This window comes from Xanthomonas hydrangeae, assembly GCF_032697525.1.
GTDB lineage: Bacteria > Pseudomonadota > Gammaproteobacteria > Xanthomonadales > Xanthomonadaceae > Xanthomonas > Xanthomonas hydrangeae.
The window spans coordinates 3,299,717-3,321,627 of sequence record NZ_CP103836.1 but is presented as its reverse complement, the minus strand read 5'-3'; the positions used below and the strand labels follow the sequence as shown (position 1 = coordinate 3,321,627).

The following is a 21,911-nucleotide window of genomic DNA, read 5'->3' as shown; positions in this document are numbered from 1 at the left end:
AATTACTTCGAATACAACTCGACGATCAGCGCTTCGTTGATATCCGAAGGCAGGTCGGCACGATCCGGAACAGCCTTGAACACGCCGCTGAACTTCTTCGAATCGACTTCAACCCACGACGGCGTCATGTCGTGCTGCTCAGCCACGGTCAGGGCTTCCTGCACGCGGAGCTGCTTCTGTGCTTTTTCCGACAACGTGATCGCATCGCCAGCCTTGATCTGGTACGAAGCCAGATTCACCGACTTGCCATTGACCAGCACGCCACGGTGCGACACCAGCTGGCGCGCGGCCGGACGGGTGACGGCAAAGCCCATGCGATAGCAGACGTTGTCCAGACGGGTTTCCAACAACTGCAGCAGGTTCTCGCCAGTGTTGCCCTTCTTGGTCGAGGCCTTCTTGTAGTAGTTGCGGAACTGACGTTCCAGCAAACCGTAGATGCGCTTGACCTTCTGCTTTTCACGCAGCTGGGTAGCGTAGTCGGAGAGCTTGCCTTTGCGAGCCGCGCCGTGTTGGCCGGGCTTTTGCTCAAGCTTGCACTTGGAGTCCAGCGCACGCGCCGGGCTCTTGAGGGAAAGGTCGGCGCCTTCGCGGCGGGCGAGCTTACAGGTAGGACCGATATAACGAGCCATTTCTTATCGCTCCCTTAGACGCGACGCTTCTTCGGCGGACGGCACCCGTTGTGCGGGATTGGCGTCACGTCGATGATGTTGGTGATCTTGTAGCCCACGTTGTTCAACGAACGCACGGCCGACTCACGGCCCGGACCCGGACCCTTGATACGCACTTCCAGCGACTTCACGCCGTAATCGAGCGCAGCGCGGCCAGCCTTTTCGGCGGCAACCTGAGCAGCGAACGGGGTCGACTTACGCGAACCACGGAACCCGGCGCCGCCGGACGTAGCCCACGACAGCGCATTGCCCTGGCGATCGGTGATGGTGATGATGGTGTTGTTGAACGAAGCGTGGACGTGGGCGACGCCGTCAGTGATGACGCGCTTGATCTTCTTCTTCGTTTTCTTTTCTGCTGGCTTTGCCATGATCTATCCCTTACTTCCTGATCGCCTTGCGCGGACCCTTGCGGGTGCGGGCGTTGGTACGGGTACGCTGACCACGCAGCGGGAGACCACGACGATGACGCAGACCGCGGTAGCAGCCCAGATCCATCAGCCGCTTGATCGCGATACCGATTTCACGGCGCAGGTCGCCTTCGACGACATACTTGCCGACTTCGGCGCGCAAGCGCTCGATTTCGGGTTCGGACAGATCACGAATCTTCGTGGTCGAGGTAACGCCTGCGGATTCGCAGAGCTTCTTCGAACGGGTACGGCCGATGCCGTAGATGCTTTGCAACCCGACCCAGACGTGCTTCTGGGCTGGCAGGTTGACGCCTGCAATACGCGCCATGACGCGATTCTCCAACTGAGTGATGGCCCGACGGCGCCCAGGCGCCATCCGGCAGGATGGATCAAAAGTGAACTCGGAATTGTAGCAAGGCCTCGGATTGCTTTGAAGCCCGTGGAACCAGAAAGTTCCATGGACCCGGCGTGGGGAGTGTGCCCTCGCTCCGGCGCCGGACGATGTTGATCCAGAAAACTTCTCCGAATCGCCTGTACTACTCCCGCACAGGACCACCTCGTCACACCCGCGCGCGAGACGTCGCGCGAGCCGCCCTTCTGATCGGAAGATCGTGGCCCGGGAACCAGGCCGTCTTCACGTAATGAAGTTCTAGTCTACCACTTAACCGCGCGCCAGACCGCCGCGCGAGCCGCCCTTGAGGTTGGCTTTCTTCAGCAAACTCTCATACTGGTGCGACATCAGATGCGCCTGGATCTGCGCAATGAAGTCCATCACCACCACCACCGCGATCAACAGCGAGGTGCCACCGAAGTGGAACGAGGTGCCGAGCTGCGTGCGCATGATTTCCGGCAGCAGGCAGACGATCACCAGGTACAACGAACCGGCCGCAGTCAAACGCGTCAGCACGCCGTCCACATAGTCCGCAGTGGCCTTGCCCGGACGAATACCCGGAATCAATGCACCGGACTTCTTGAGGTTATCCGCAGTTTCCTGCGAGTTGAACACAAGCGCGGTATAGAAGAATGCGAAGCCGATGATCAGTGCGGCGAACACCAGCATATGCACTGGCTCACCGGGTCCAAGCGCGTTGGCGATCTTCTGCAACCACGAACCCACACCACTGCCCGATGCTGCCTGACCTGACCACATCGACAACGTCGCCGGGAATGCCAGGATGCTGGATGCGAAGATCGGCGGAATCACGCCTGCCATGTTGAGCTTCAACGGCAGGAACGAGGTCTGATTCATGTAGGCATTGCGGCCGCCTTGGCGACGCGCGTAATTGACCGTGATACGCCGCTGACCACGTTCGACAAACACCACAAACAGCGTAAACGCCAGGATGGTGATGACGATCAGCAACAACGAGATGAAGCTCAGATTGCCTTCGCGGAACGCTTCGACAGTCTGGATTGCGCCCGACGGAAGCCCTGCGACGATGCCGGCGAAGATGATCAGCGACACTCCGTTACCGATGCCGCGCTCAGTCACCTGCTCGCCAACCCACATCAAGAAGATGGTGCCGGCGGTCAGTGCAATCACTGCAGTCAGCACAAAGCCCATGCCCGGCGCGTACACCACCGGGGCGCCACCCGGCGCGGTCTGATTCTGCAGTGCCAGCGCGATACTGCCGCCCTGCACTACTGCCAGAAGCACCGCACCGATGCGCGAATACTGGGTGATCTTGCGTCGGCCGGATTCGCCTTCTTTCTGCATCGCCTTGAGCGCGGGAAAGATGTGCGTGGCCAACTGGATCACGATCGATGCCGAAATATACGGCATCACGTTCAACGCAAAAATACTGAAACGGTGCAGGGCGCCGCCCGAGAACATGTTGAACATGTCCACGATGCCGCCACCCTGCGCCTGCATCAACGAAAGCATGGCATCGGGATTCACGCCAGGCACCGGCACGTAGCAGCCGATGCGATAGACGATCAATGCCCCGAGGACGAACAACAGCCGCTGGCGAAGTTCCGTGAACTTGCCAAGCCCGCCACCGAGGTTACCAATGCCAGCCTGCGCCATCTGCCGATTACTCCTCTACGCTGCCGCCGGCAGCTTCGATTGCTGCCTTGGCGCCTGCAGTCGCAGCGACACCCTTCAGCACGAACTTCTTGCTCAGCTCGCCCTTCAGCACGATCTTCGCCTTCTTGGCGCGGCTCGGGACCAGATTGGCCGCACGCAACGCTGCAAAGTCGATCTCACCGGCTTCCAGCTTATCCAGCTGGTAGGACAACACTTCAGCGCTGTCACGCGCCATTTTGGAACGGAAACCGATCTTCGGCAGACGACGCTGCATCGGCGTCTGGCCGCCTTCGAAACCCGCCTTGATCTTGCCGCCACCCTTGCGAGCGAACGAGCCCTTGTGGCCGCGGCCACAGGTCTTGCCAAGGCCGGAGCCGATGCCGCGACCGACGCGCGTGCGCTCGGTACGGGCGCCGTCAGCGGGCTTGAGGTCATTGAGATGCATAGTCATGGGATTAGTCCTCAACCTTAACGAGGTAGTGAACCGTATTGATCAGGCCACGCACCTGCGGGCTGTCCTTGAGTTCACGCACATCGTTGATCTTATTCAGGCCCAACGCATGCACCGACAGGCGGTGACGCGACTGGGTACCACGTAGGCCGCGCACCAGGCGCACCTTCACAGTCTTGCCAGTGTCCTTAGCCATGGTTGAGCTCCTCCACCTTCTTGCCGCGCTTGGCCGCAACACGCGCCGGCGACTGCACTTCCGACAGACCCTTCAGCGTTGCACGCACCAGGTTGATCGGATTACGCGAACCAACCGCCTTGGCCAGCACGTTCTTGACACCCACCGCTTCCAACACAGCGCGCATGGCGCCGCCAGCGATGACGCCGGTACCTTCCGAAGCAGGCTGCATGTAGACGCGAGCTGCGCCATGACCGGACTTGACGGCATGCCACAAGGTGCCATTGTTCAGATCGACAGTGGCCAGGTTCTTGCGTGCCTGCTCCATCGACTTCTGGATGGCGACCGGCACTTCGCGCGCCTTGCCGTAACCGAAACCAACCTTACCGAGACCATCGCCGACCACGGTCAACGCGGTGAAGGTGAACTGGCGACCGCCCTTGACCGTCTTGCTGACGCGATTGACCGCGACCAGCTTTTCGATCATGCCATCGTCGACTTTCTCTTCGCGGTTACGGTCGCGATCACGACCCCGCGGTGCACGTTCTTCTGCCATCTTGATTCCTTGATTGATTGAGTATGTACGGCTCGGGGCCGCTTATGGTTGTGGAATGGAACTGTGTTCCCGGCACCGTTACAAAAGAACGGGACGGTCCGGCATCTCCCTGCCGGCGGTAACGCGAATGTGGCCGCTGGCCACATTCGCAGCAGTGCTTAGAACTTCAAGCCGCCTTCGCGAGCTGCGTCAGCCAGCGCCTTGATACGGCCGTGGTAGCGGTAGCCCGAGCGATCGAATGCGACCTTCTCGATACCCGCAGCCTTGGCGCGCTCGGCGATCAGCTTGCCAACCTTGACGGCCGCATCGCTGTTCTTGCCGTTCTTCAGACCTTCCTTGACGTCGGCCTGCAGCGTGTTCGCAGCAGCGATCACCTTGGAGCCGTCGGCAGTGAAGACCTGTGCATACAGATGCTGACCGGTGCGCAGCACCGACAAGCGGGCGACGCCCAGCTCACGGATGTGCGAACGGGTGGACTTGGCGCGACGCAGACGGGCGATGTTCTTGTTGATGCTCATGATATTTATCCTACGGAAGCTGAAGGAAAACAGGCTTTTGCATTGAAAAGTCCGGCCATGGATGGCCGGGCTCCTAGCAGAGGGACCTGCCTTACGCCTTCTTGGCTTCCTTGCGAATGATGACTTCACCGGCGTACTTCACACCCTTGCCCTTGTAGGGCTCCGGCGGACGGAAACCGCGAATCTTGGCGGCGACTTCGCCGACGCGCTGCTTGTCGGCACCCTGGACCAGAATTTCGGTCTGGGTCGGGGTCGACAGCGTGATGCCTTCCGGCGCCACGAATACCAGCGGGTGCGAGAAACCGAGCGCCAGGCTCAGATCCTTGCCCTGCATGGCGGCGCGGTAACCGACGCCGACCAGCTCGAGCTTGCGCTCGAAGCCGTCGGACACACCCTTGACCATATTGGCCAGGATGGCGCGCACGGTGCCGGTGATGGCCAGCTGCGACGGATCGTTGGCCGACAGGGTTGCAACATCGCCGTCGATGGCGATTTCGACGCCAACCGGCTTCGGCAGGGTCAGGGTGCCTTTCGGGCCCTTGACGCTGACCAGCTCGGGCTGGACGTTGAGCTCAACACCCTTCGGAAGGGACACAGGCTTCTTGGCTACACGGGACATGTTCGATTCCTTCCCTTAGGCCACGAAGCACAGGACTTCACCACCAACGCCGGCTTCGCGAGCCTGCGCATCGGTCATGATGCCTTTCGACGTGGAGATGATGGCGACGCCCAGTCCACCCAGGACCTTGGGCAGCTCGGTCTTGCCGCGGTACTGGCGCAGACCCGAGCGCGAGAAACGCTTCAAGGTCTCGATGACCGGACGGCCTTCGAAATACTTCAGCACGATTTCCAGCTCCGACTTGTTGTTCTCGGTTGCTGTCACGCGCAGGTCGGTGATGTAACCCTCGTCCTTCAGGACCTGGGCGATCGCAACCTTGATCTTGGACGACGGCAATTTCACCGTCTGCTTACCAACCGCGGCCGCATTCTTGATGCGTACCAGCAGGTCGGCGATGGGATCAGTCATGCTCATATGAGTACCTTTGAGTGCACCGATATCCGCTTTCGCGAAAATCTTGTGTTTTCCTGGGGATGGGCCAGGACCCTTTACGCCATGCCACGCCTGTACAGGCAAGACAGAAGCGGAAGTATACGACAAAAGAGCCCGACTTGCGTCGGACTCCCTTGTTGAACAGAACAATCCTGTTCAAACCGGCCGCGAACGGCCGGAAAGCTGTTACCAGCTTGCCTTACGCAAGCCCGGAACGTCGCCGTTCATCGTGGCCTTGCGCAGCATGTTGCGACCCAGACCGAACTTGCGATAGACACCGCGCGGACGACCGGAAAGTTCGCAACGGTTGCGGTGGCGGCTCGGCGACGAATCGCGCGGCAGCTTCTGCAACTTTGTCGACGCATCGATCTTCTCTTCGTAGGACGCATCCTGACTGGATAGGATCTTCTTCAGCGCATCACGCTTGCCGGCGAATTTCTTCGCCAGCTTTGCACGCTTGATGTCGCGGTGGATCATGGAGGTCTTTGCCATTTCGGATGTCCTCTACGGTCAGTTACGGAACGGGAACTTGAACGCTGCCAGCAGCGCCTTCGCTTCCGCATCCGTCTTGGCGGTGGTGGTGATGGCGATATCCATACCGCGGATCGCATCGACAGCGTCGAAATCGATTTCCGGGAAGATGATCTGTTCCTTCACACCCATGTTGAAATTGCCACGACCGTCAAAGGAACGACCGGAAACACCACGGAAGTCGCGCACGCGCGGCAGCGAGATGTTGATCAGACGATCCAGGAACTCGTACATCTTGGCGCGACGCAACGTGGTCTTGCAGCCGATCGGCCAACCGTCACGGATCTTGAACGATGCGACCGAAACGCGCGACTTGGTGACCACCGGCTTTTGACCGGAGATCTTGGACATGTCGCCGACTGCATTTTCCAGAATCTTCTTGTTGGTTGCCGCCTCGCCCACGCCCATGTTGAGCGTGACCTTGACCAGCCTCGGCACCTGCATCGGATTGGTGTAGCCGAACTCCTTCATCAGGGCCGGCACCACGTTTTCCTTGTAAAACTTCTCGAGACGCGTATTCATGATCTCATTCCTCAGGCGTCGAGCGCCTCACCGCTGGAGCGGAACACACGCAATTTGCGTCCATCCTCCAGCACCTTGAAGCCAACGCGCTCGCCCTTGCCCGTTGCCGGGTTGACGATATTGACGTTGGAGATATGGATCGACGCTTCACGCTCGACCACGCCGCCGGCGACACCCGCCTGCGGATTCGGCTTGGTATGGCGCTTGATGATGTTGGCGTTGGAAACGATCACGCGATCGCCATCCACACGCACAACTTCACCCTGCTTACCCTTGTCCTTGCCGGTGTTGATGACGACCTGGTCGCCCTTCTTGATACGGTTAGCCATGTATATGTCCTCCGCTCACAGCACTTCGGGAGCGAGCGAGACGATCTTCATGAACTTCTCGGAACGCAGCTCGCGCGTCACCGGCCCGAAGATGCGGGTCCCGATCGGCTCCTGCTTATTGTTCAACAACACAGCGGCGTTGCCATCGAAGCGAATCAGCGAACCGTCGGGACGGCGCACACCCTTGCGGGTACGCACCACGACGGCGTCATAGACTTCGCCTTTCTTGACCTTGCCACGCGGAATGGCGTCCTTGACGGTCACCTTGATGATGTCACCAATGTGTGCGTAGCGGCGCTTCGAGCCGCCCAGCACCTTGATGCACATCACTTCCTTGGCACCCGAATTGTCGGCCACATCGAGGTAGCTCTGCATCTGGATCATGATTCAGATCTCCCTTAGCCGGCCGAACGGGTGACGATTTCAACCACCCGCCAGTTCTTGGTCTTGGACATTGGAGCAATCTCGGTCACACGCACGACGTCGCCTTCATTACAGGCATTGTCGGCGTCGTGTGCGTGCAGCTTGGTCGAGCGCTTGATGTACTTGCCGTACAGAGCATGCTTGACCTGGCGCTCCACCAACACGGTGACCGTCTTGTCCATCTTGTTGCTGACGACACGGCCTTCGACCGTGCGCAGCGCTTGCTTTTCGTTGTTATCGCTCATCGCGGCCGTCCTTACTTGGTGCTGCCGAGCAGGTACTTGACGCGAGCAATCTCGCGGCGTACCCGGCGGGTATCGTGGGTCTTCGGCAGCTGGCCGGTGACCTGCTGCATACGGAGCGAGAATTGCTCCTTACGCAAATCGGTCAGGTGGGCCTTCAGTTCGTCAGCCGACTTCTCGCGGAGTTGTTTGATGTCCATCAGCGCACCGTCCGGGTCACGAAAGTGGTAGTCACCGACAGCTTCGCGGCGGCAAGGCGGAATGCCTCACGTGCGACATCTTCGGGAATACCTTCGATTTCATAGATCATGCGACCCGGCTGAATCTGCGCGACCCAGTACTCCACGTTGCCCTTACCGGAGCCCATGCGGACTTCGATCGGCTTCTTGGTGATCGGCTTGTCGGGGAACACACGAATCCACATCTTGCCGCCCTTTTTGACGTGGCGGCTGATCGTACGACGTGCTGCTTCAATCTGACGCGCGGTCAGCTGACCGTGCGCGGTTGCCTTGAGGCCGTACTCGCCGAAGCTGACGGCGTTTCCGCTCCATGCCAGGCCGTCGTTACGGCCCTTGTGCATCTTGCGATATTTGGTTCGCTTGGGTTGCAACATTGCCGTTACCTCGCTTCACGAGCCGGGCGCGAAGGACGGTCACCACGGTCGCCGCGATCGTTACGATCGTTGCGCGGGCTGTCGTCCTGCTTCTCCTGGCCAACCTGGGAGAAGTCAAAGACCTCACCCTTATAGATCCAGACCTTGATACCGATGATGCCGTACGTCGTGGACGCCTCGGCAAAACCGTAATCAATGTCGGCACGTAGCGTGTGCAGCGGCACGCGGCCTTCGCGGTACCACTCCGAACGGGCGATTTCTGCACCGTTGAGGCGGCCAGCCACGTTGACCTTGATGCCCAGGGCACCCAGGCGCATCGCGTTACCGACCGAGCGCTTCATTGCACGGCGGAACATGATGCGACGCTCAAGCTGCTGCGCGATCGACTCGGCGACCAGCTGCGCATCCAGCTCCGGCTTGCGCACTTCGGTGACGTTGATGTGGGCAGGAACACCCATCATCGCGCTCACTTCCTTACGCAGCTTTTCGATGTCCTCACCACGCTTGCCGATCACCACGCCCGGACGGGCAGTGTGGATCGTCACGCGGGCGGTTTTGGCAGGGCGCTCGATCAAGATCTTGCTGATACCTGCCTGCGCGAGCTTCTTGCGCAGCATTTCACGCACTTTCAAGTCGGCTGCCAGATAACCGGCGAAGTCGGCCTTGTTTGCGTACCACTTGGAATTCCAGTCCTTGGCGATGCCAAGACGGATTCCAGTCGGATGAACTTTATGACCCATGGTCTTTTCCTTTCCGCTTACTTGGCGGCGCCAACAATCACAGTGATGTGACTGGTGCGCTTGAGGATGCGGGTACCGCGGCCTTTCGCCCGCGCCATGAAACGCTTCAGGGAGGGACCCTCATCAACCATGATGGTCTTGACCTTCAGCTCGTCGACATCCGCGCCCTGATTGTTCTCGGCATTGGCAATAGCCGACTCCACCACCTTTTTGATCAGGTGTGCAGCCTTCTTGTCCGAGAACTTCAGCAGATTGACCGCACGTTCGGCGGACAGTCCACGCACCTGATCAGCGACCAGGCGGGCCTTCTGCGGGGAGATGCGCGCGGTGCGCAGGATTGCTTTCGCTTCCATCGTCATCTCTCCTTACCTGCTCGACTTCTTGTCGCCACCGTGACCCTTGAAGGTCCGGGTGACGGCAAATTCGCCGAGCTTGTGGCCGACCATATTCTCGTTGACGAGCACCGGAATGTGGTTCTTGCCGTTATGCACGGCGATGGTGATGCCTACCATTTCGGGCAGGATCATCGAACGGCGCGACCAGGTCTTGATCGGCTTCTTGCTACCCGCAGCAGACTCCACCTTCTTTGCAAGGTGGTGATCGACGAACGGGCCCTTCTTGAGTGAACGTGCCATGGTCGATTAGCCCCTACGATCGCGGACGATGAATTGCTGGGTGCGCTTGTTCTTGCGCGTCTTGTAACCCTTGGTCGGAACACCCCACGGGGTGACCGGATGCGGATTACCCTGACCAGCCTTCGCTTCACCACCACCGTGGGGGTGATCGACCGGGTTCATGGCCGCACCGCGAACGGTCGGACGAACACCGCGCCAGCGCTTGGCGCCAGCCTTGCCCAGCTTCTCGAGGTTGTGCTCGTCGTTGCCGACTTCACCGATGGTGGCGCGGCACTCGACCGGCACCTTGCGCATTTCGCCCGAGCGCAGACGCAGCGTGGCATAGATGCCTTCGCGAGCGACCAGCTGGACGGCAGCACCGGCAGCACGTGCGATCTGAGCGCCCTTACCCGGCTTCAGCTCGATACCGTGAACCGTCGTACCGACCGGGATGTTGCGCAGCGGCAGCGTGTTGCCGGTCTTGATCGGTGCGTTGGCACCGGCAATGACCTGATCGCCAGCCTTCAAGCCCTTGGGGGCAATGATGTAGCGACGCTCGCCGTCGACATAGCACAGCAGGGCGATATGAGCGGTACGGTTCGGATCGTATTCGATCCGCTCCACACGCGCCGGAATGCCTTCCTTGTTGCGCTTGAAGTCGATGATGCGGTAATGCTGCTTGTGACCACCACCGACGTGACGCACGGTGATGCGGCCATGGTGGTTACGACCACCGGACTTGCTCTGCGAATCGAGCAGCGCCGCGTGCGGTGCACCCTTGTGCAGATCGGGAGTAACCACACGCACGGCGGAACGACGGCCGGGAGAGGTGGGTTTGAACTTCATCAATGGCATGGGATGGACCTCAGGCCTTAGCCGTTACGTCGATGGACTGACCATCAACCAGGCGGACGTACGCCTTGCGCCAATTGCCGCGGCTACCAGCACGGTTACGGAAGGACTTGCTCTTGCCCTTGACGTTGACCACGTTGACAGCTTTGACCTTGACGTCGAACAGCTGCTCAACCGCGGCCTTTACATCGGCTTTGGTGGCTTCGTTCGAAACTTCGAAGACATACTGGTTGGAGATTTCCTGCAGGCGCGCGGTCTTTTCAGAGACTCGCGGAGCACGCAGCACGCTGAAGATTTTTTCGTTGCTGCTCATGCCAGCCACTCCTCGATCTTCTTGACCGCATCGGCGGTGATCACGACCGTATCGGCCCCGACCAGAGCGACCGGATCCAGACCCTGCACATCACGCACCTGCACATACGGCAGATTGCGGGCGGACAGGTACAGGTGCTCGGAGGCTTCTTCAGTGACGATCAGCGGGCGCTTGCCCACATCCAGTCCCTTCAGCTTCTCGATCAGACCCTGGGTCTTGGTTGCTTCGACGTCAAACGCCTCGACGATCATCAGGCGACCCTGGCGATTAAGCTCAGAGAAGATCGCGCAGATGGCCGCACGGTACATCTTGCGGTTGACTTTCTGTTCGAAGCTGCGCGGCTTGGCCGCGAAGGTCACGCCGCCACCGACGAAGATCGGAGCCGTCAACGCGCCATGACGCGCACCGCCGCCCTTCTGCTTCTTCGACTTCTTGGTCGTGCCCGCAACTTCCGAACGCGTCTTCTGAGCCTTGGTACCAGCGCGGCCGGCATTGCGATAAGCGACGACGACCTGGTGAACCAGATCTTCGCTGAATTCGCGACCGAACACGGCATCGGAGACCGAGACCTTGTTGTTACTACCCGTGATAACGAGTTCCATCGTCATCTCTCCTTATGCCTTGCTCGCCGGACGGACGATCACGTCGCCACCAGCTGCGCCAGGCACGGCGCCGCGGATAGCAATCAGACCACGTTCGACGTCGACCTTGACCACTTCCAGGTTCTGCGTGCTTTGCTGCACGGCGCCCATGTGGCCCGACATCTTCTTGCCCGGGAAAACACGACCCGGGGTCTGGCGCTGACCCAACGAACCCGGCGCGCGATGCGACAGCGAGTTACCGTGAGTTGCATCGCCCATACGGAAGTTGTAGCGCTTGATGGTGCCCTGGAAACCCTTACCCTTGGTGACGCCCTGGACGTCGACCTTCTGGCCGACCTCGAAGATGTCCGCCTTGATTTCGCCGCCAACGGCGAAATCGCCGAGCTGCGCATCTTCAACGCGGAATTCCCACAGGCCGCGACCCGCTTCCACCTTCGCCTTGGCGAAGTGGCCAGCAGCCGGCTTGTTGACCAGTGCGGCGCGACGGGCACCAACGGTAATCTGCACTGCGCTGTAGCCGTCAGCTTCGACGGTCTTGATCTGCGCGATGCGGTTTGGAGTTGCTTCGATCAGCGTGACCGGTACCGAGCGGCCGTCTTCAGTAAAGACGCGGCTCATACCAGCCTTGCGGCCTACGAAGCCCAACGAATATTTCTTCGTCATGGTCGTAGTCCTCAGGTCAGCTTGATCTGGACGTCGACGCCAGCCGCGAGTTCGAGCTTCATCAGCGCGTCCACGGTCTTGTCGTTCGGGTCGACGATATCGAGCACACGCTTGTGCGTGCGGGTTTCGTATTGGTCACGCGCATCCTTGTCGGCATGCGGGGATACGAGGATGGTGTAACGTTCGATCTTGGTCGGCAACGGGATCGGGCCACGCACTTGCGCGCCGGTCCGCTTGGCCGTTTCGACGATCTCGCTGGCCGAACGGTCGATCAATCGATGATCGAACGCCTTCAACCGAATCCGGATCTTTTGCTGTTCCGACATGACGGAAGATTCCTTCATTAAAAGAGCGACGGGCAAGGCCTCTGGGATACCTGCCCCGATATTCCTACGTAGATGAAATCGCCGTGCGTCCTGCCAGCGAGGGCATTTCCTCCGCCCAAAAACTCAGGCAGGCCGGTAAACCGGTCTGCCCAGACGGAAAAGTATAGTGCGCAACGAGAGCACCGTCAACAACACGTGAGTTGTTGAGTGCTCCATGCAACGCGACCTTCCCGGTCTGGCGAACACGAGCGGCGTCCTGCCGTTCTTTTCGCTGTAACTCTGCGCCCTACCCAGGGACACCGAGCCGCGCATTATAGCGAGGTGTCTTTACCTGCGCAAGCGCTCTACCCTGCGAATTACATTGCACGCGCATATTTTGCGCTCAACAAAAAAGGTCGGCTTGCGCCGACCTTTGCGTTGCTTACGTGCTGATCCGGCGACGAGGCGTCGCCGGATCGCAGGCACTTACTTGATGATCTTGGCAACCACGCCGGCGCCGACGGTACGGCCACCTTCACGAATCGCGAAGCGCAGACCTTCGTCCATCGCGACCGGGTTGATCAGGGTCACGACCATCTTCACGTTGTCGCCCGGCATCACCATCTCCACGCCTTCCGGCAACTGGCAGGCGCCAGTGATGTCGGTGGTGCGGAAGTAGAACTGCGGACGGTAGCCCTTGAAGAACGGGGTATGACGGCCACCCTCATCCTTGGACAGCACGTAGACCTCGGCTTCGAACTCGGTGTGCGGCTTGATCGAACCCGGCTTGCACAGCACCTGGCCGCGCTCGACGTCGTCACGCTTGGTGCCGCGCAGCAGCAGACCGGCGTTGTCGCCTGCCTGACCCTGGTCCAGCAGCTTGCGGAACATTTCCACGCCCGTGACCGTGGTCTTCTGCGTGTCGCGGATACCGACGATTTCGATTTCGTCGCCGACCTTGATGATGCCGCGCTCGATACGACCGGTCACCACGGTGCCACGACCCGAGATCGAGAACACGTCTTCGACCGGCATCAGGAACGGACGGTCGACGTCGCGGGTCGGATCCGGAATGAAGGTATCCAGAGCCTCGACCAGCTTCAGGATCGCCGGCACACCGATGTCGCTCTGATCGCCATCAAGCGCCAGACGGGCCGAACCGTGAATGATCGGAGTGTCGTCGCCCGGGAAGTCGTACTTGCTCAGGAGCTCACGCACTTCCATTTCGACCAGCTCAAGCAGCTCGGCGTCGTCGACCATGTCGGCCTTGTTCAGGAACACGACGATGTGCGGCACACCGACCTGACGCGAGAGCAGGATGTGCTCACGGGTCTGCGGCATCGGGCCATCGGCAGCCGAACACACCAGGATCGCGCCGTCCATCTGCGCTGCACCGGTGATCATGTTCTTGACGTAGTCGGCGTGGCCGGGGCAATCGACGTGCGCGTAGTGACGGTTTGCGGATTCGTACTCGACGTGCGCGGTCGAGATCGTGATACCACGCGCCTTCTCTTCCGGCGCTGCGTCGATCGCGTCGTACGCCTTGAACTCGCCACCGAAACGCTCGGCACCGATCTTGGTCAGCGCAGCGGTCAACGTGGTCTTGCCATGGTCGACGTGACCGATGGTGCCGACGTTAACGTGCAGCTTTTCGCGAAGAAATTTAGCTTTTGCCATGACTCACTACCTCTAATTAGAAAATTTTGTGCGAAGCGGCTGAGCGAACTCAGCCCTTCTTGGTGACGGCGTCGGCGATGTTGGTCGGCGCCTCTTCGTAATGGTCGAATTCCATCGAGAACGTGGCGCGGCCCTGGCTCATCGAGCGCAGCGAAGTCGCATAACCGAACATCTCACCCAGCGGAATCATCGCATTGATGATCTTGCCCGACGGGCTGTCGTCCTGACCCTGCAACACGCCACGACGACGGCTCACGTCGCCCATCACGTCACCCAGGTAATCCTCCGGGCTGACGATCTCGACCTTCATGATCGGCTCAAGCAACACCGGGCTGGCTTTAGCAAAGCCCTGCTTGAACGCCATCGACGCGGCCAGCTTGAACGCCATTTCCGAGGAGTCGACGTCATGGTACGAGCCGAACACCAGCTTGACCTTGACGCCCACCACCGGGAAGCCGGCGATCGGACCACTAGTGATCGTTTCGCGCAGGCCCTTTTCGACCGAGGGGATGAATTCCTTCGGGATGATGCCGCCGGTGATGTCGTTGATGAAGAGGAAATCGTCTTTGACGTTGTCGTTCTTGCGATCTTCTTCGGTCATCGGCGACAGCTCGATCACCACGTGACCGTACTGACCCTTACCACCGGACTGCTTGGCGTGCTTGTAGTCGGACTTGACGTCGGTCTTGCGGATCGTTTCGCGATACGCAACCTGCGGCTTGCCGACGTTGGCCTCGACATTGAACTCGCGACGCATGCGGTCGACGATGATGTCCAGGTGCAGCTCGCCCATGCCGGAGATGATGGTCTGGCCGGATTCTTCGTCGGTCTTGACGCGGAAAGAAGGATCTTCCTGCGCCAGACGACCCAGTGCCGTACCCATCTTTTCCTGGTCCGACTTGGTCTTGGGCTCCACCGCCATCGAGATCACCGGCTCCGGGAACACCATGCGCTCCAGGGTGATGATCTTGTCCTGCGCACACAACGTATCGCCGGTAGTGACGTCCTTCAGACCCACGGCCGCGGCGATGTCACCAGCGCGCACTTCCTTGATCTCTTCGCGGTTGTTGGAATGCATCTGCAGGATGCGACCCACGCGCTCTTTCTTCGACTTGACCGGGTTATAGACCTGGTCGCCGGAGTTCAGCGTGCCCGAATAGACACGGAAGAACGTCAGCGAGCCCACGAACGGGTCGGTCATGATCTTGAACGCCAACGCCGAGAACGGCGCGGTATCGGTCGCCGGACGGGTGTCTTCCTTCTCGTCTTCGTCGATGCCCTGGACCGGCGGACGGTCGGCCGGCGACGGCAACAGGTGCACGACGCCGTCGAGCATGGCCTGCACGCCCTTGTTCTTGAACGCCGAGCCACAAAACACCGGCACGATCTCGACCTTCAGGGTGCGCTCGCGCAGACCCACCAGGATCTCTTCTTCGGTCAGGTCGCCTTCGTTGAGGTACTTGTCCATCAGGTCTTCGCTGGCTTCTGCAGCCGCTTCAACCATGAACGAACGTGCCTCGGTCGCAATCTCGACCAGATCGGCCGGAATGTCACCGTATTCGAAGGTAGTGCCCTGCGAGGCAACATCCCAATGAATCGCCTTCATCTTCAGCAGGTCGACCACGCCCTCGAAACCGTCTTCAGCACCGATCGGCACCTGCATCGGCACGGCGTAGGCACCCAGACGGGCCTTCAGCTGCTCGACAACCTTGTCGAAGTTGGCACCGGTACGGTCCATCTTGTTGACGAAGGCCATGCGCGGCACGGAATACTTGTTGGCCTGGCGCCACACGGTCTCGGACTGCGGCTGTACGCCACCCACGGCGCACAGCACGAACACCGCACCGTCGAGCACGCGCAAGGAGCGCTCCACTTCGATGGTGAAGTCGACGTGCCCGGGGGTATCGATGATGTTGAGGCGATGCTGCGGCATGGACTTGTCCATACCCGACCAGAACGCGGTGGTCGCAGCGGAGGTGATGGTGATACCACGCTCCTGCTCCTGCTCCATCCAGTCCATCACTGCAGCGCCGTCATGGACTTCGCCGATCTTGTGACTGACACCGGTGTAGAACAGGATGCGCTCGGAGGTGGTGGTCTTGCCGGCATCGATGTGGGCCATGATGCCGAAGTTGCGGTAACGCTCGATAGGGGTGGTGCGGGCCACGGGGAGCCTCTCAATTTCTTGGATTTCGGATGGCCGAACGCCGCCTTTCGGCGGCCTTCGGATTTAGATGCGACGCTAATCGCGCGTCGCAAACAGCACTCAGATGGTGCTGAAGGGCCCCGTTACCAAGGCCCACGAGGTCACCAGCGGTAGTGTGCGAACGCCTTGTTCGCCTCCGCCATACGGTGCGTCTCTTCGCGCTTCTTGATCGCGCCGCCGCGGCTTTCCGAGGCGTCCAACAGTTCTGCAGCCAGCTTGCGCGGCATGGTGTTCTCGCCACGCTTGCGCGCGGAATCGATCAACCAGCGCATTGCCAGCGCCGTGCGACGGGAGGAGCGCACTTCGACGGGCACCTGATAGGTAGCACCACCGACGCGACGCGATTTAACTTCGACAGCCGGGGCCACGTTGTCCAGTGCTTTCTGCACCAGCTCGACGGCATTCGGATTCTTTTCGCCAATGACGTCCATCGCGCCATAGACAATTTTCTCAGCAACCGACTTCTTGCCACTTTGCATCACCATATTGATGAAGCGGGCAATGGTTTCGCTGCCATGCTTTGGATCAGGCAGGACGGTGCGCTGCGGAGTAGAACCTTTACGGGACATTGGAGTGTTTCCTTAGCTCTTCGGGCGCTTGGCGCCGTACTTGGAACGACCTTGACGGCGCTTTGCGACGCCGGCGGCGTCCAGCGAACCACGGACGGTGTGATAACGCACACCGGGAAGATCCTTGACGCGGCCACCGCGGATCAGGACCACGGAGTGCTCCTGCAGGTTGTGGCCTTCACCACCGATGTAGCTGATGATCTCTTCCTGATTCGTCAGGCGCACCTTGGCGACCTTACGCAGGGCCGAGTTCGGCTTCTTCGGGGTAGTGGTATAGACGCGTGTGCAGACGCCGCGGCGCTGCGGACACTTGTCCAGTGCCGGGGAGGCACTCTTGTAGGTGGTCGCTTGCCGAGGCTTGCGGACCAGCTGATTGATCGTCGTCATCAGTTGATTCTTCTGATTGAGAGGCCGAGACGGCCTTGCACGAAAACAAAGGCAGGCCGAAAAACGGCCCGCCGAGACAGGGAAGTATAGCTGGCAGGACGAAACTCCGTCAACTTCACGGAAATCTAACCCTGCTGGCCCATCCAAAGGCCGGAAAACGGAGGGCCTCCTGCCCTCCTTTTCGCTTGGCTTACGGCGGTCTTGCGACCGCCGTCGGAGCGCTTACTCCTCGTCCGCGCCAGCGTCGGCCACGGCTGCGACCGGTTCGGCAACCGTCGGCTTGCCCGACAGCGTTTCCATTTCCGAGTCGGTCAGACCCGCAGACTTGCGACGTCCGGCGTGATACGCCAGACCCGTACCGGCCGGGATCAGACGACCCACGATCACGTTTTCCTTCAGACCGCGCAGGTTGTCGCGGGTGCCGCGCACGGCAGCCTCGGTCAACACGCGGGTGGTCTCCTGGAACGAGGCCGCCGAGATGAACGACTCGGTGGCCAACGAGGCCTTGGTGATACCCAGCAGCACCGGATCGTACTTGGCCGGCAGTTCGTTGCGCTTGACCAGGCGGGCATTTTCCTCGATGACGCGCTGGCGCTCGACCTGCTCGCCGTTGAGGAACTTGCTGGTGCCCTGGTCGGTGATCTCGACCTTGCGCAGCATCTGGCGGGTGATCACCTCAATGTGCTTGTCGTTGATCTTCACGCCCTGCAGGCGATACACGTCCTGGATTTCCTTGACCAGATACGCGGCCAGCGGCTCGACACCCAGCAGACGCAGGATGTCCTGCGGGCTCGGCTCGCCGTCCACCACGGTCTCGCCCTTGGTCACATGCTCGCCTTCGAACACGATGATCTGGCGGTACTTGGGGATCAGCTCTTCGTGTTCCGAACCATCGGTGTCCTTGATGATCAGGCGCTGCTTGCCCTTGGTGTCCTTACCGAAGCTGATGATGCCCGAACGCTCGGCCAGGATCGCCGGATCCTTCGGCTTGCGCGCTTCGAACAGGTCGGCAACGCGCGGCAGACCACCGGTGATGTCGCGGGTCTTGGACGCTTCCTGCGGGATCTTGGCGACCACGTCGCCCACGCCGACGGCGGCGCCGTCCTGCAGGTTGACGATGGAGCGCGGCGGCAACAGGTACTGGGCCGGCAGATCCGTGTTCGGGATCGTCAGATCATTGCCCTTGCCATCGACGATGCGCACGATCGGACGCAGTTCCTTGGCATGTGCACCGCGACGCTTCGGGTCGGTGATTTCGCGCGAGGCCAGACCGGTCAGTTCGTCGGTCTTCTCGATGACGGTGACGCCGTCGACGAAGTCGATGAAGCGGATGAAACCGGCCACTTCCGACACGATCGGGTGGTTATGCGGATCCCAGTTGGCAACGCCCTGCCCGGCCTTGACCGCATCACCATCCTTGGCGGTGATGGTGGCGCCGTACGGCAGCTTGTAACGCTCGCGCTCGCGGCCATGGCCGTCTAGCACGGACAGTTCGCCCGAACGCGAGACAGCGACCAGCGCGCCGCTGGCATGCGCCACCGACTTGAGGTTGTTGAACTTCACCGAACCGGTGGTCTTGACGGTGATGTTGTCCACCGCCGCCGCACGCGATGCCGCACCACCGATGTGGAACGTACGCATGGTCAGCTGGGTACCCGGCTCACCGATCGACTGCGCGGCGATGACGCCCACCGCTTCACCGATGTTGACCTGGTGACCACGTGCAAGATCGCGACCGTAGCAGCGTGCGCACACGCCGAACGAGGACTCGCAGCTGATGGTCGAACGCACCTTCACCGACTGCACGCTGGCCTCTTCCAGCTTGGCGACCCAGGCTTCGTCGAGCAGCGTGTTGCGGGTGACGATCGGTTCTTCGTCGTTGCCCGGCAGGTACACGTCCTCGGCCACCACACGGCCCAGCACGCGCTCCTTCAATGGCTCGACCACATCGCCGCCTTCCACGATCGGGGTCATGATCAACCCTTCGGTGGTGCCGCAGTCGACTTCGGTAATGACCACGTCCTGCGCCACGTCGACCAGACGACGGGTCAGGTAACCCGAGTTCGCGGTCTTCAGCGCGGTATCGGCCAGACCCTTACGGGCACCGTGGGTGGAGTTGAAGTACTCCTGCACGTTCAGGCCTTCGCGGAAGTTGGCCTTGATCGGCGTCTCGATGATCGAGCCGTCCGGACGCGCCATCAGGCCGCGCATACCGGCCAGCTGACGGATCTGCGCCTGGCTACCACGCGCACCGGAGTCGGCCATGATGTACAGCGAATTCATCGACTTCTGGTCGATGGTCTCGCCCTTGGCATTTTCGACCTTCTCGGTACCGATGGTGTCCATCATCGCCTTGGCGATGCGCTCGCTGGTGCGCGACCAGATGTCCACGACCTTGTTGTAGCGCTCGCCGGCAGTGACCAGACCCGACTGGTACTGCTCCTGGATTTCCAGCACTTCGGCTTCGGCCTCGGTGAGGATGCCCTTCTTTTCGTCCGGGATCAGCATGTCGTCGATGCCGATCGACACGCCTGCACGGGTGGCGTAGGCATAGCCGGTGTACATCAGCTTGTCGGCGAACACGACGGTGTCCTTCAAGCCAAGCAGACGGTAGCTGGAGTTGATCAGACGCGAGATGTTCTTCTTGGTCATCTCGGTGTTGGCCAGCTGGAACGGCAGGCCTTCGGGCAGGATTTCGCTCAGCAGCGCACGACCGACCGTGGTGTCCACGATCGAGGTACCGCTGGTGCGCTTGCCATCGACCGCGTCCACGTCCACCTGGGTGATACGGACCTTGACCTTGGCGTGCAGTTCCACCACGCGGTTGTCGTAGGCGCGCTTCACTTCGCTGGTGTTGGCGAACACCATGCCCTCGCCCTTCTTGTTCTCCAGGGCGCGGCTCATGTAGTACAGGCCCAACACCACGTCCTGCGACGGCACGATGATCGGCTCGCCGTTGGCCGGCGACAGGATGTTGTTGGTGGACATCATCAGCGCACGCGCTTCCAGCTGGGCTTCCAGCGAGAGCGGCACGTGGACGGCCATCTGGTCACCGTCGAAATCGGCGTTGAAGGCGGTACACACCAGCGGATGCAGCTGGATGGCCTTGCCTTCGATCAACACCGGCTCGAACGCCTGGATGCCCAGACGGTGCAGGGTCGGCGCACGATTCAACAGCACCGGATGCTCGCGGATGACTTCTTCCAGGATGTCCCAGACTTCGGCTTCTTCGCGCTCGACCAGCTTCTTGGCGGCCTTGATGGTGGTGGCCAGGCCGCGACGCTGCAGCTTGGCGAACACGAACGGCTTGAACAGCTCCAGCGCCATCTTCTTCGGCAGCCCGCACTGGTGCAGCTTGAGGTACGGACCGACGGTGATGACCGAACGACCGGAGTAGTCCACGCGCTTGCCGAGCAGGTTCTGACGGAACCGGCCCTGCTTGCCCTTGATCATGTCGGCCAGCGACTTCAGCGGACGCTTGTTGGTACCGGTGATGGCGCGGCCGCGACGGCCGTTGTCCAGCAGCGCATCGACCGATTCCTGCAGCATGCGCTTTTCATTGCGCACGATGATGTCCGGCGCATTGAGCTCGAGCAGACGACGCAGACGGTTGTTGCGGTTGATCACGCGGCGGTACAGATCGTTCAGATCCGAGGTCGCGAAGCGGCCACCATCCAGCGGCACCAGCGGACGCAGGTCCGGCGGCAGCACCGGCAGCACGGTCATGACCATCCACTCCGGACGGTTACCCGATTCCAGGAAGGCTTCGATCAGCTTGATGCGCTTGGTCAGACGCTTGAGCTTGGTTTCCGAACCGGTGCTGGCGATTTCTTCGCGCAGACGGGTCATTTCGGACTGCAGCTCGATCGTGCGCAGCAGTTCGTACACGGCCTCGGCGCCCATGGCGGCGTCGAAGTCGTCGTTGTACTCCTGGCGCGCGGTCAGGTACTGCTCTTCGGTCAGCAGCTGGCGGCGCTCGAGCGGGGTCAGGCCCGGCTCGGTGACCACGTAGGCTTCGAAGTACAGCACGCGCTCGATATCGCGCAGGGTCATGTCCAGCATCAAACCGATGCGCGAGGGCAGCGACTTGAGGAACCAGATGTGCGCGACCGGCGAAGCCAGGTCGATATGACCCATGCGCTCACGACGCACCTTGGCCAGGGTGACTTCGGTGCCGCACTTTTCGCAGACCACGCCACGGTGCTTCATGCGCTTGTACTTGCCGCACAGGCATTCGTAGTCCTTGATCGGACCGAAGATCGCGGCGCAGAACAGGCCGTCACGCTCCGGCTTGAAGGTGCGGTAGTTGATGGTTTCGGGCTTCTTCACTTCGCCGTAGGACCACGAACGGATCAGGTCCGGCGAGGCCAGCGCGATCTTGATCGCGTCGAAATCCAGCGTCTGGCGCTGTTGATTAAAGAGGTTGAGCAGGTCTTTCATTGGATATCTCCGGGTCGGAGGAATTTCG

30 protein-coding genes are annotated in these 21,911 nt (G+C 60.7%); all 30 read right to left on the bottom strand.

The genetic code is table 11. From position 1 onward, the window contains the following. Positions 1–2: 2 nt before the first annotated feature. Positions 3–629 (bottom strand): 30S ribosomal protein S4, encoded by a 627-nt coding sequence (gene rpsD / locus NYR97_RS14165; protein ID WP_002811641.1) that lies wholly within the window; start codon positions 627–629, stop codon positions 3–5. Positions 630–643: 14 nt separating this feature from the next. Beyond that, positions 644–1,036, bottom strand: coding sequence for a 30S ribosomal protein S11 (gene rpsK / locus NYR97_RS14160; RefSeq protein WP_002811645.1), 393 nt, complete (start codon positions 1,034–1,036; stop codon positions 644–646). 10 nt (positions 1,037–1,046) lie between these two features. Beyond that, positions 1,047–1,403, bottom strand: a complete 357-nt coding sequence (gene rpsM, locus NYR97_RS14155; RefSeq protein ID WP_003486672.1) for a 30S ribosomal protein S13 — start codon at positions 1,401–1,403, stop codon at positions 1,047–1,049. 333 nt (positions 1,404–1,736) lie between these two features. Further along, positions 1,737–3,104, bottom strand: a complete 1,368-nt coding sequence (gene secY / locus NYR97_RS14150) for a preprotein translocase subunit SecY (protein ID WP_023902825.1) — start codon at positions 3,102–3,104, stop codon at positions 1,737–1,739. A gap of 7 nt (positions 3,105–3,111) precedes the next feature. Then, positions 3,112–3,555: a 50S ribosomal protein L15 gene (rplO, locus tag NYR97_RS14145; RefSeq protein ID WP_012439114.1), complete on the bottom strand. Its 444-nt coding sequence runs from the start codon at positions 3,553–3,555 to the stop codon at positions 3,112–3,114. A 4-nt stretch (positions 3,556–3,559) separates the two neighbouring features. Further along, entirely contained in the window at positions 3,560–3,751 is a 192-nt protein-coding gene (rpmD, locus tag NYR97_RS14140; RefSeq protein WP_006450646.1) for a 50S ribosomal protein L30, read from the bottom strand. Beyond that, the gene (rpsE, locus tag NYR97_RS14135) at positions 3,744–4,286 is read right to left on the bottom strand and encodes a 30S ribosomal protein S5 (protein ID WP_003486682.1); all 543 of its coding nucleotides are present in this window, start codon (positions 4,284–4,286) and stop codon (positions 3,744–3,746) included. The genes rpmD and rpsE overlap by 8 nt, the downstream gene beginning before the upstream one ends. A gap of 158 nt (positions 4,287–4,444) precedes the next feature. Further along, positions 4,445–4,804, bottom strand: coding sequence for a 50S ribosomal protein L18 (gene rplR / locus NYR97_RS14130; protein ID WP_006450644.1), 360 nt, complete (start codon positions 4,802–4,804; stop codon positions 4,445–4,447). 91 nt (positions 4,805–4,895) lie between these two features. Then, positions 4,896–5,423, bottom strand: coding sequence for a 50S ribosomal protein L6 (gene rplF, locus NYR97_RS14125; RefSeq protein WP_006450642.1), 528 nt, complete (start codon positions 5,421–5,423; stop codon positions 4,896–4,898). A gap of 15 nt (positions 5,424–5,438) precedes the next feature. After that, positions 5,439–5,837 (bottom strand): 30S ribosomal protein S8, encoded by a 399-nt coding sequence (gene rpsH, locus NYR97_RS14120; RefSeq protein WP_006450641.1) that lies wholly within the window; start codon positions 5,835–5,837, stop codon positions 5,439–5,441. A 204-nt stretch (positions 5,838–6,041) separates the two neighbouring features. Further along, positions 6,042–6,347: a 30S ribosomal protein S14 gene (gene rpsN, locus NYR97_RS14115; protein ID WP_005917137.1), complete on the bottom strand. Its 306-nt coding sequence runs from the start codon at positions 6,345–6,347 to the stop codon at positions 6,042–6,044. An 18-nt stretch (positions 6,348–6,365) separates the two neighbouring features. Beyond that, positions 6,366–6,908 (bottom strand): 50S ribosomal protein L5, encoded by a 543-nt coding sequence (gene rplE / locus NYR97_RS14110; protein ID WP_006450640.1) that lies wholly within the window; start codon positions 6,906–6,908, stop codon positions 6,366–6,368. Positions 6,909–6,919: 11 nt separating this feature from the next. After that, positions 6,920–7,237 carry a 50S ribosomal protein L24 gene (gene rplX / locus NYR97_RS14105; protein ID WP_006450639.1) on the bottom strand — a complete coding sequence of 106 codons (318 nt, stop codon included), beginning with the start codon at positions 7,235–7,237 and terminating at the stop codon, positions 6,920–6,922. 15 nt (positions 7,238–7,252) lie between these two features. Beyond that, positions 7,253–7,621: a 50S ribosomal protein L14 gene (gene rplN / locus NYR97_RS14100; protein ID WP_003486699.1), complete on the bottom strand. Its 369-nt coding sequence runs from the start codon at positions 7,619–7,621 to the stop codon at positions 7,253–7,255. Positions 7,622–7,635: 14 nt separating this feature from the next. Further along, positions 7,636–7,905 carry a 30S ribosomal protein S17 gene (rpsQ, locus tag NYR97_RS14095; protein ID WP_005993374.1) on the bottom strand — a complete coding sequence of 90 codons (270 nt, stop codon included), beginning with the start codon at positions 7,903–7,905 and terminating at the stop codon, positions 7,636–7,638. 11 nt (positions 7,906–7,916) lie between these two features. Then, entirely contained in the window at positions 7,917–8,102 is a 186-nt protein-coding gene (gene rpmC / locus NYR97_RS14090) for a 50S ribosomal protein L29 (protein WP_006450638.1), read from the bottom strand. Then, positions 8,102–8,515 (bottom strand): 50S ribosomal protein L16, encoded by a 414-nt coding sequence (gene rplP, locus NYR97_RS14085; protein WP_006450637.1) that lies wholly within the window; start codon positions 8,513–8,515, stop codon positions 8,102–8,104. The genes rpmC and rplP overlap by 1 nt, the downstream gene beginning before the upstream one ends. Positions 8,516–8,520: 5 nt before the next feature. Beyond that, positions 8,521–9,255 (bottom strand): 30S ribosomal protein S3, encoded by a 735-nt coding sequence (rpsC, locus tag NYR97_RS14080; protein ID WP_006450636.1) that lies wholly within the window; start codon positions 9,253–9,255, stop codon positions 8,521–8,523. A gap of 17 nt (positions 9,256–9,272) precedes the next feature. Then, positions 9,273–9,608 (bottom strand): 50S ribosomal protein L22, encoded by a 336-nt coding sequence (gene rplV, locus NYR97_RS14075; protein WP_002811686.1) that lies wholly within the window; start codon positions 9,606–9,608, stop codon positions 9,273–9,275. A gap of 12 nt (positions 9,609–9,620) precedes the next feature. Further along, the gene (rpsS, locus tag NYR97_RS14070; protein WP_005993369.1) at positions 9,621–9,890 is read right to left on the bottom strand and encodes a 30S ribosomal protein S19; all 270 of its coding nucleotides are present in this window, start codon (positions 9,888–9,890) and stop codon (positions 9,621–9,623) included. Between the two features lie 6 nt (positions 9,891–9,896). Then, positions 9,897–10,724 (bottom strand): 50S ribosomal protein L2, encoded by an 828-nt coding sequence (rplB, locus tag NYR97_RS14065; protein WP_003486715.1) that lies wholly within the window; start codon positions 10,722–10,724, stop codon positions 9,897–9,899. A 10-nt stretch (positions 10,725–10,734) separates the two neighbouring features. Then, positions 10,735–11,034: a 50S ribosomal protein L23 gene (rplW, locus tag NYR97_RS14060; RefSeq protein WP_002811694.1), complete on the bottom strand. Its 300-nt coding sequence runs from the start codon at positions 11,032–11,034 to the stop codon at positions 10,735–10,737. Then, positions 11,031–11,636 carry a 50S ribosomal protein L4 gene (gene rplD, locus NYR97_RS14055; protein ID WP_023902821.1) on the bottom strand — a complete coding sequence of 202 codons (606 nt, stop codon included), beginning with the start codon at positions 11,634–11,636 and terminating at the stop codon, positions 11,031–11,033. The genes rplW and rplD overlap by 4 nt, the downstream gene beginning before the upstream one ends. 12 nt (positions 11,637–11,648) lie before the next feature. Further along, positions 11,649–12,299, bottom strand: coding sequence for a 50S ribosomal protein L3 (gene rplC, locus NYR97_RS14050; protein WP_006450633.1), 651 nt, complete (start codon positions 12,297–12,299; stop codon positions 11,649–11,651). Between the two features lie 11 nt (positions 12,300–12,310). After that, positions 12,311–12,625 carry a 30S ribosomal protein S10 gene (gene rpsJ, locus NYR97_RS14045; RefSeq protein ID WP_101363637.1) on the bottom strand — a complete coding sequence of 105 codons (315 nt, stop codon included), beginning with the start codon at positions 12,623–12,625 and terminating at the stop codon, positions 12,311–12,313. Between the two features lie 465 nt (positions 12,626–13,090). Then, positions 13,091–14,281 (bottom strand): elongation factor Tu, encoded by a 1,191-nt coding sequence (tuf, locus tag NYR97_RS14040; RefSeq protein ID WP_316693967.1) that lies wholly within the window; start codon positions 14,279–14,281, stop codon positions 13,091–13,093. A 49-nt stretch (positions 14,282–14,330) separates the two neighbouring features. Next, entirely contained in the window at positions 14,331–16,448 is a 2,118-nt protein-coding gene (fusA, locus tag NYR97_RS14035; RefSeq protein WP_205392285.1) for an elongation factor G, read from the bottom strand. A 140-nt stretch (positions 16,449–16,588) separates the two neighbouring features. Continuing rightward, positions 16,589–17,056 carry a 30S ribosomal protein S7 gene (rpsG, locus tag NYR97_RS14030; protein WP_006450629.1) on the bottom strand — a complete coding sequence of 156 codons (468 nt, stop codon included), beginning with the start codon at positions 17,054–17,056 and terminating at the stop codon, positions 16,589–16,591. A gap of 12 nt (positions 17,057–17,068) precedes the next feature. After that, positions 17,069–17,443 carry a 30S ribosomal protein S12 gene (gene rpsL, locus NYR97_RS14025; protein ID WP_006450628.1) on the bottom strand — a complete coding sequence of 125 codons (375 nt, stop codon included), beginning with the start codon at positions 17,441–17,443 and terminating at the stop codon, positions 17,069–17,071. A gap of 222 nt (positions 17,444–17,665) precedes the next feature. Then, positions 17,666–21,883 carry a DNA-directed RNA polymerase subunit beta' gene (rpoC, locus tag NYR97_RS14020; RefSeq protein WP_316693981.1) on the bottom strand — a complete coding sequence of 1,406 codons (4,218 nt, stop codon included), beginning with the start codon at positions 21,881–21,883 and terminating at the stop codon, positions 17,666–17,668. Between the last annotated feature and the right edge of the window lie 28 nt (positions 21,884–21,911).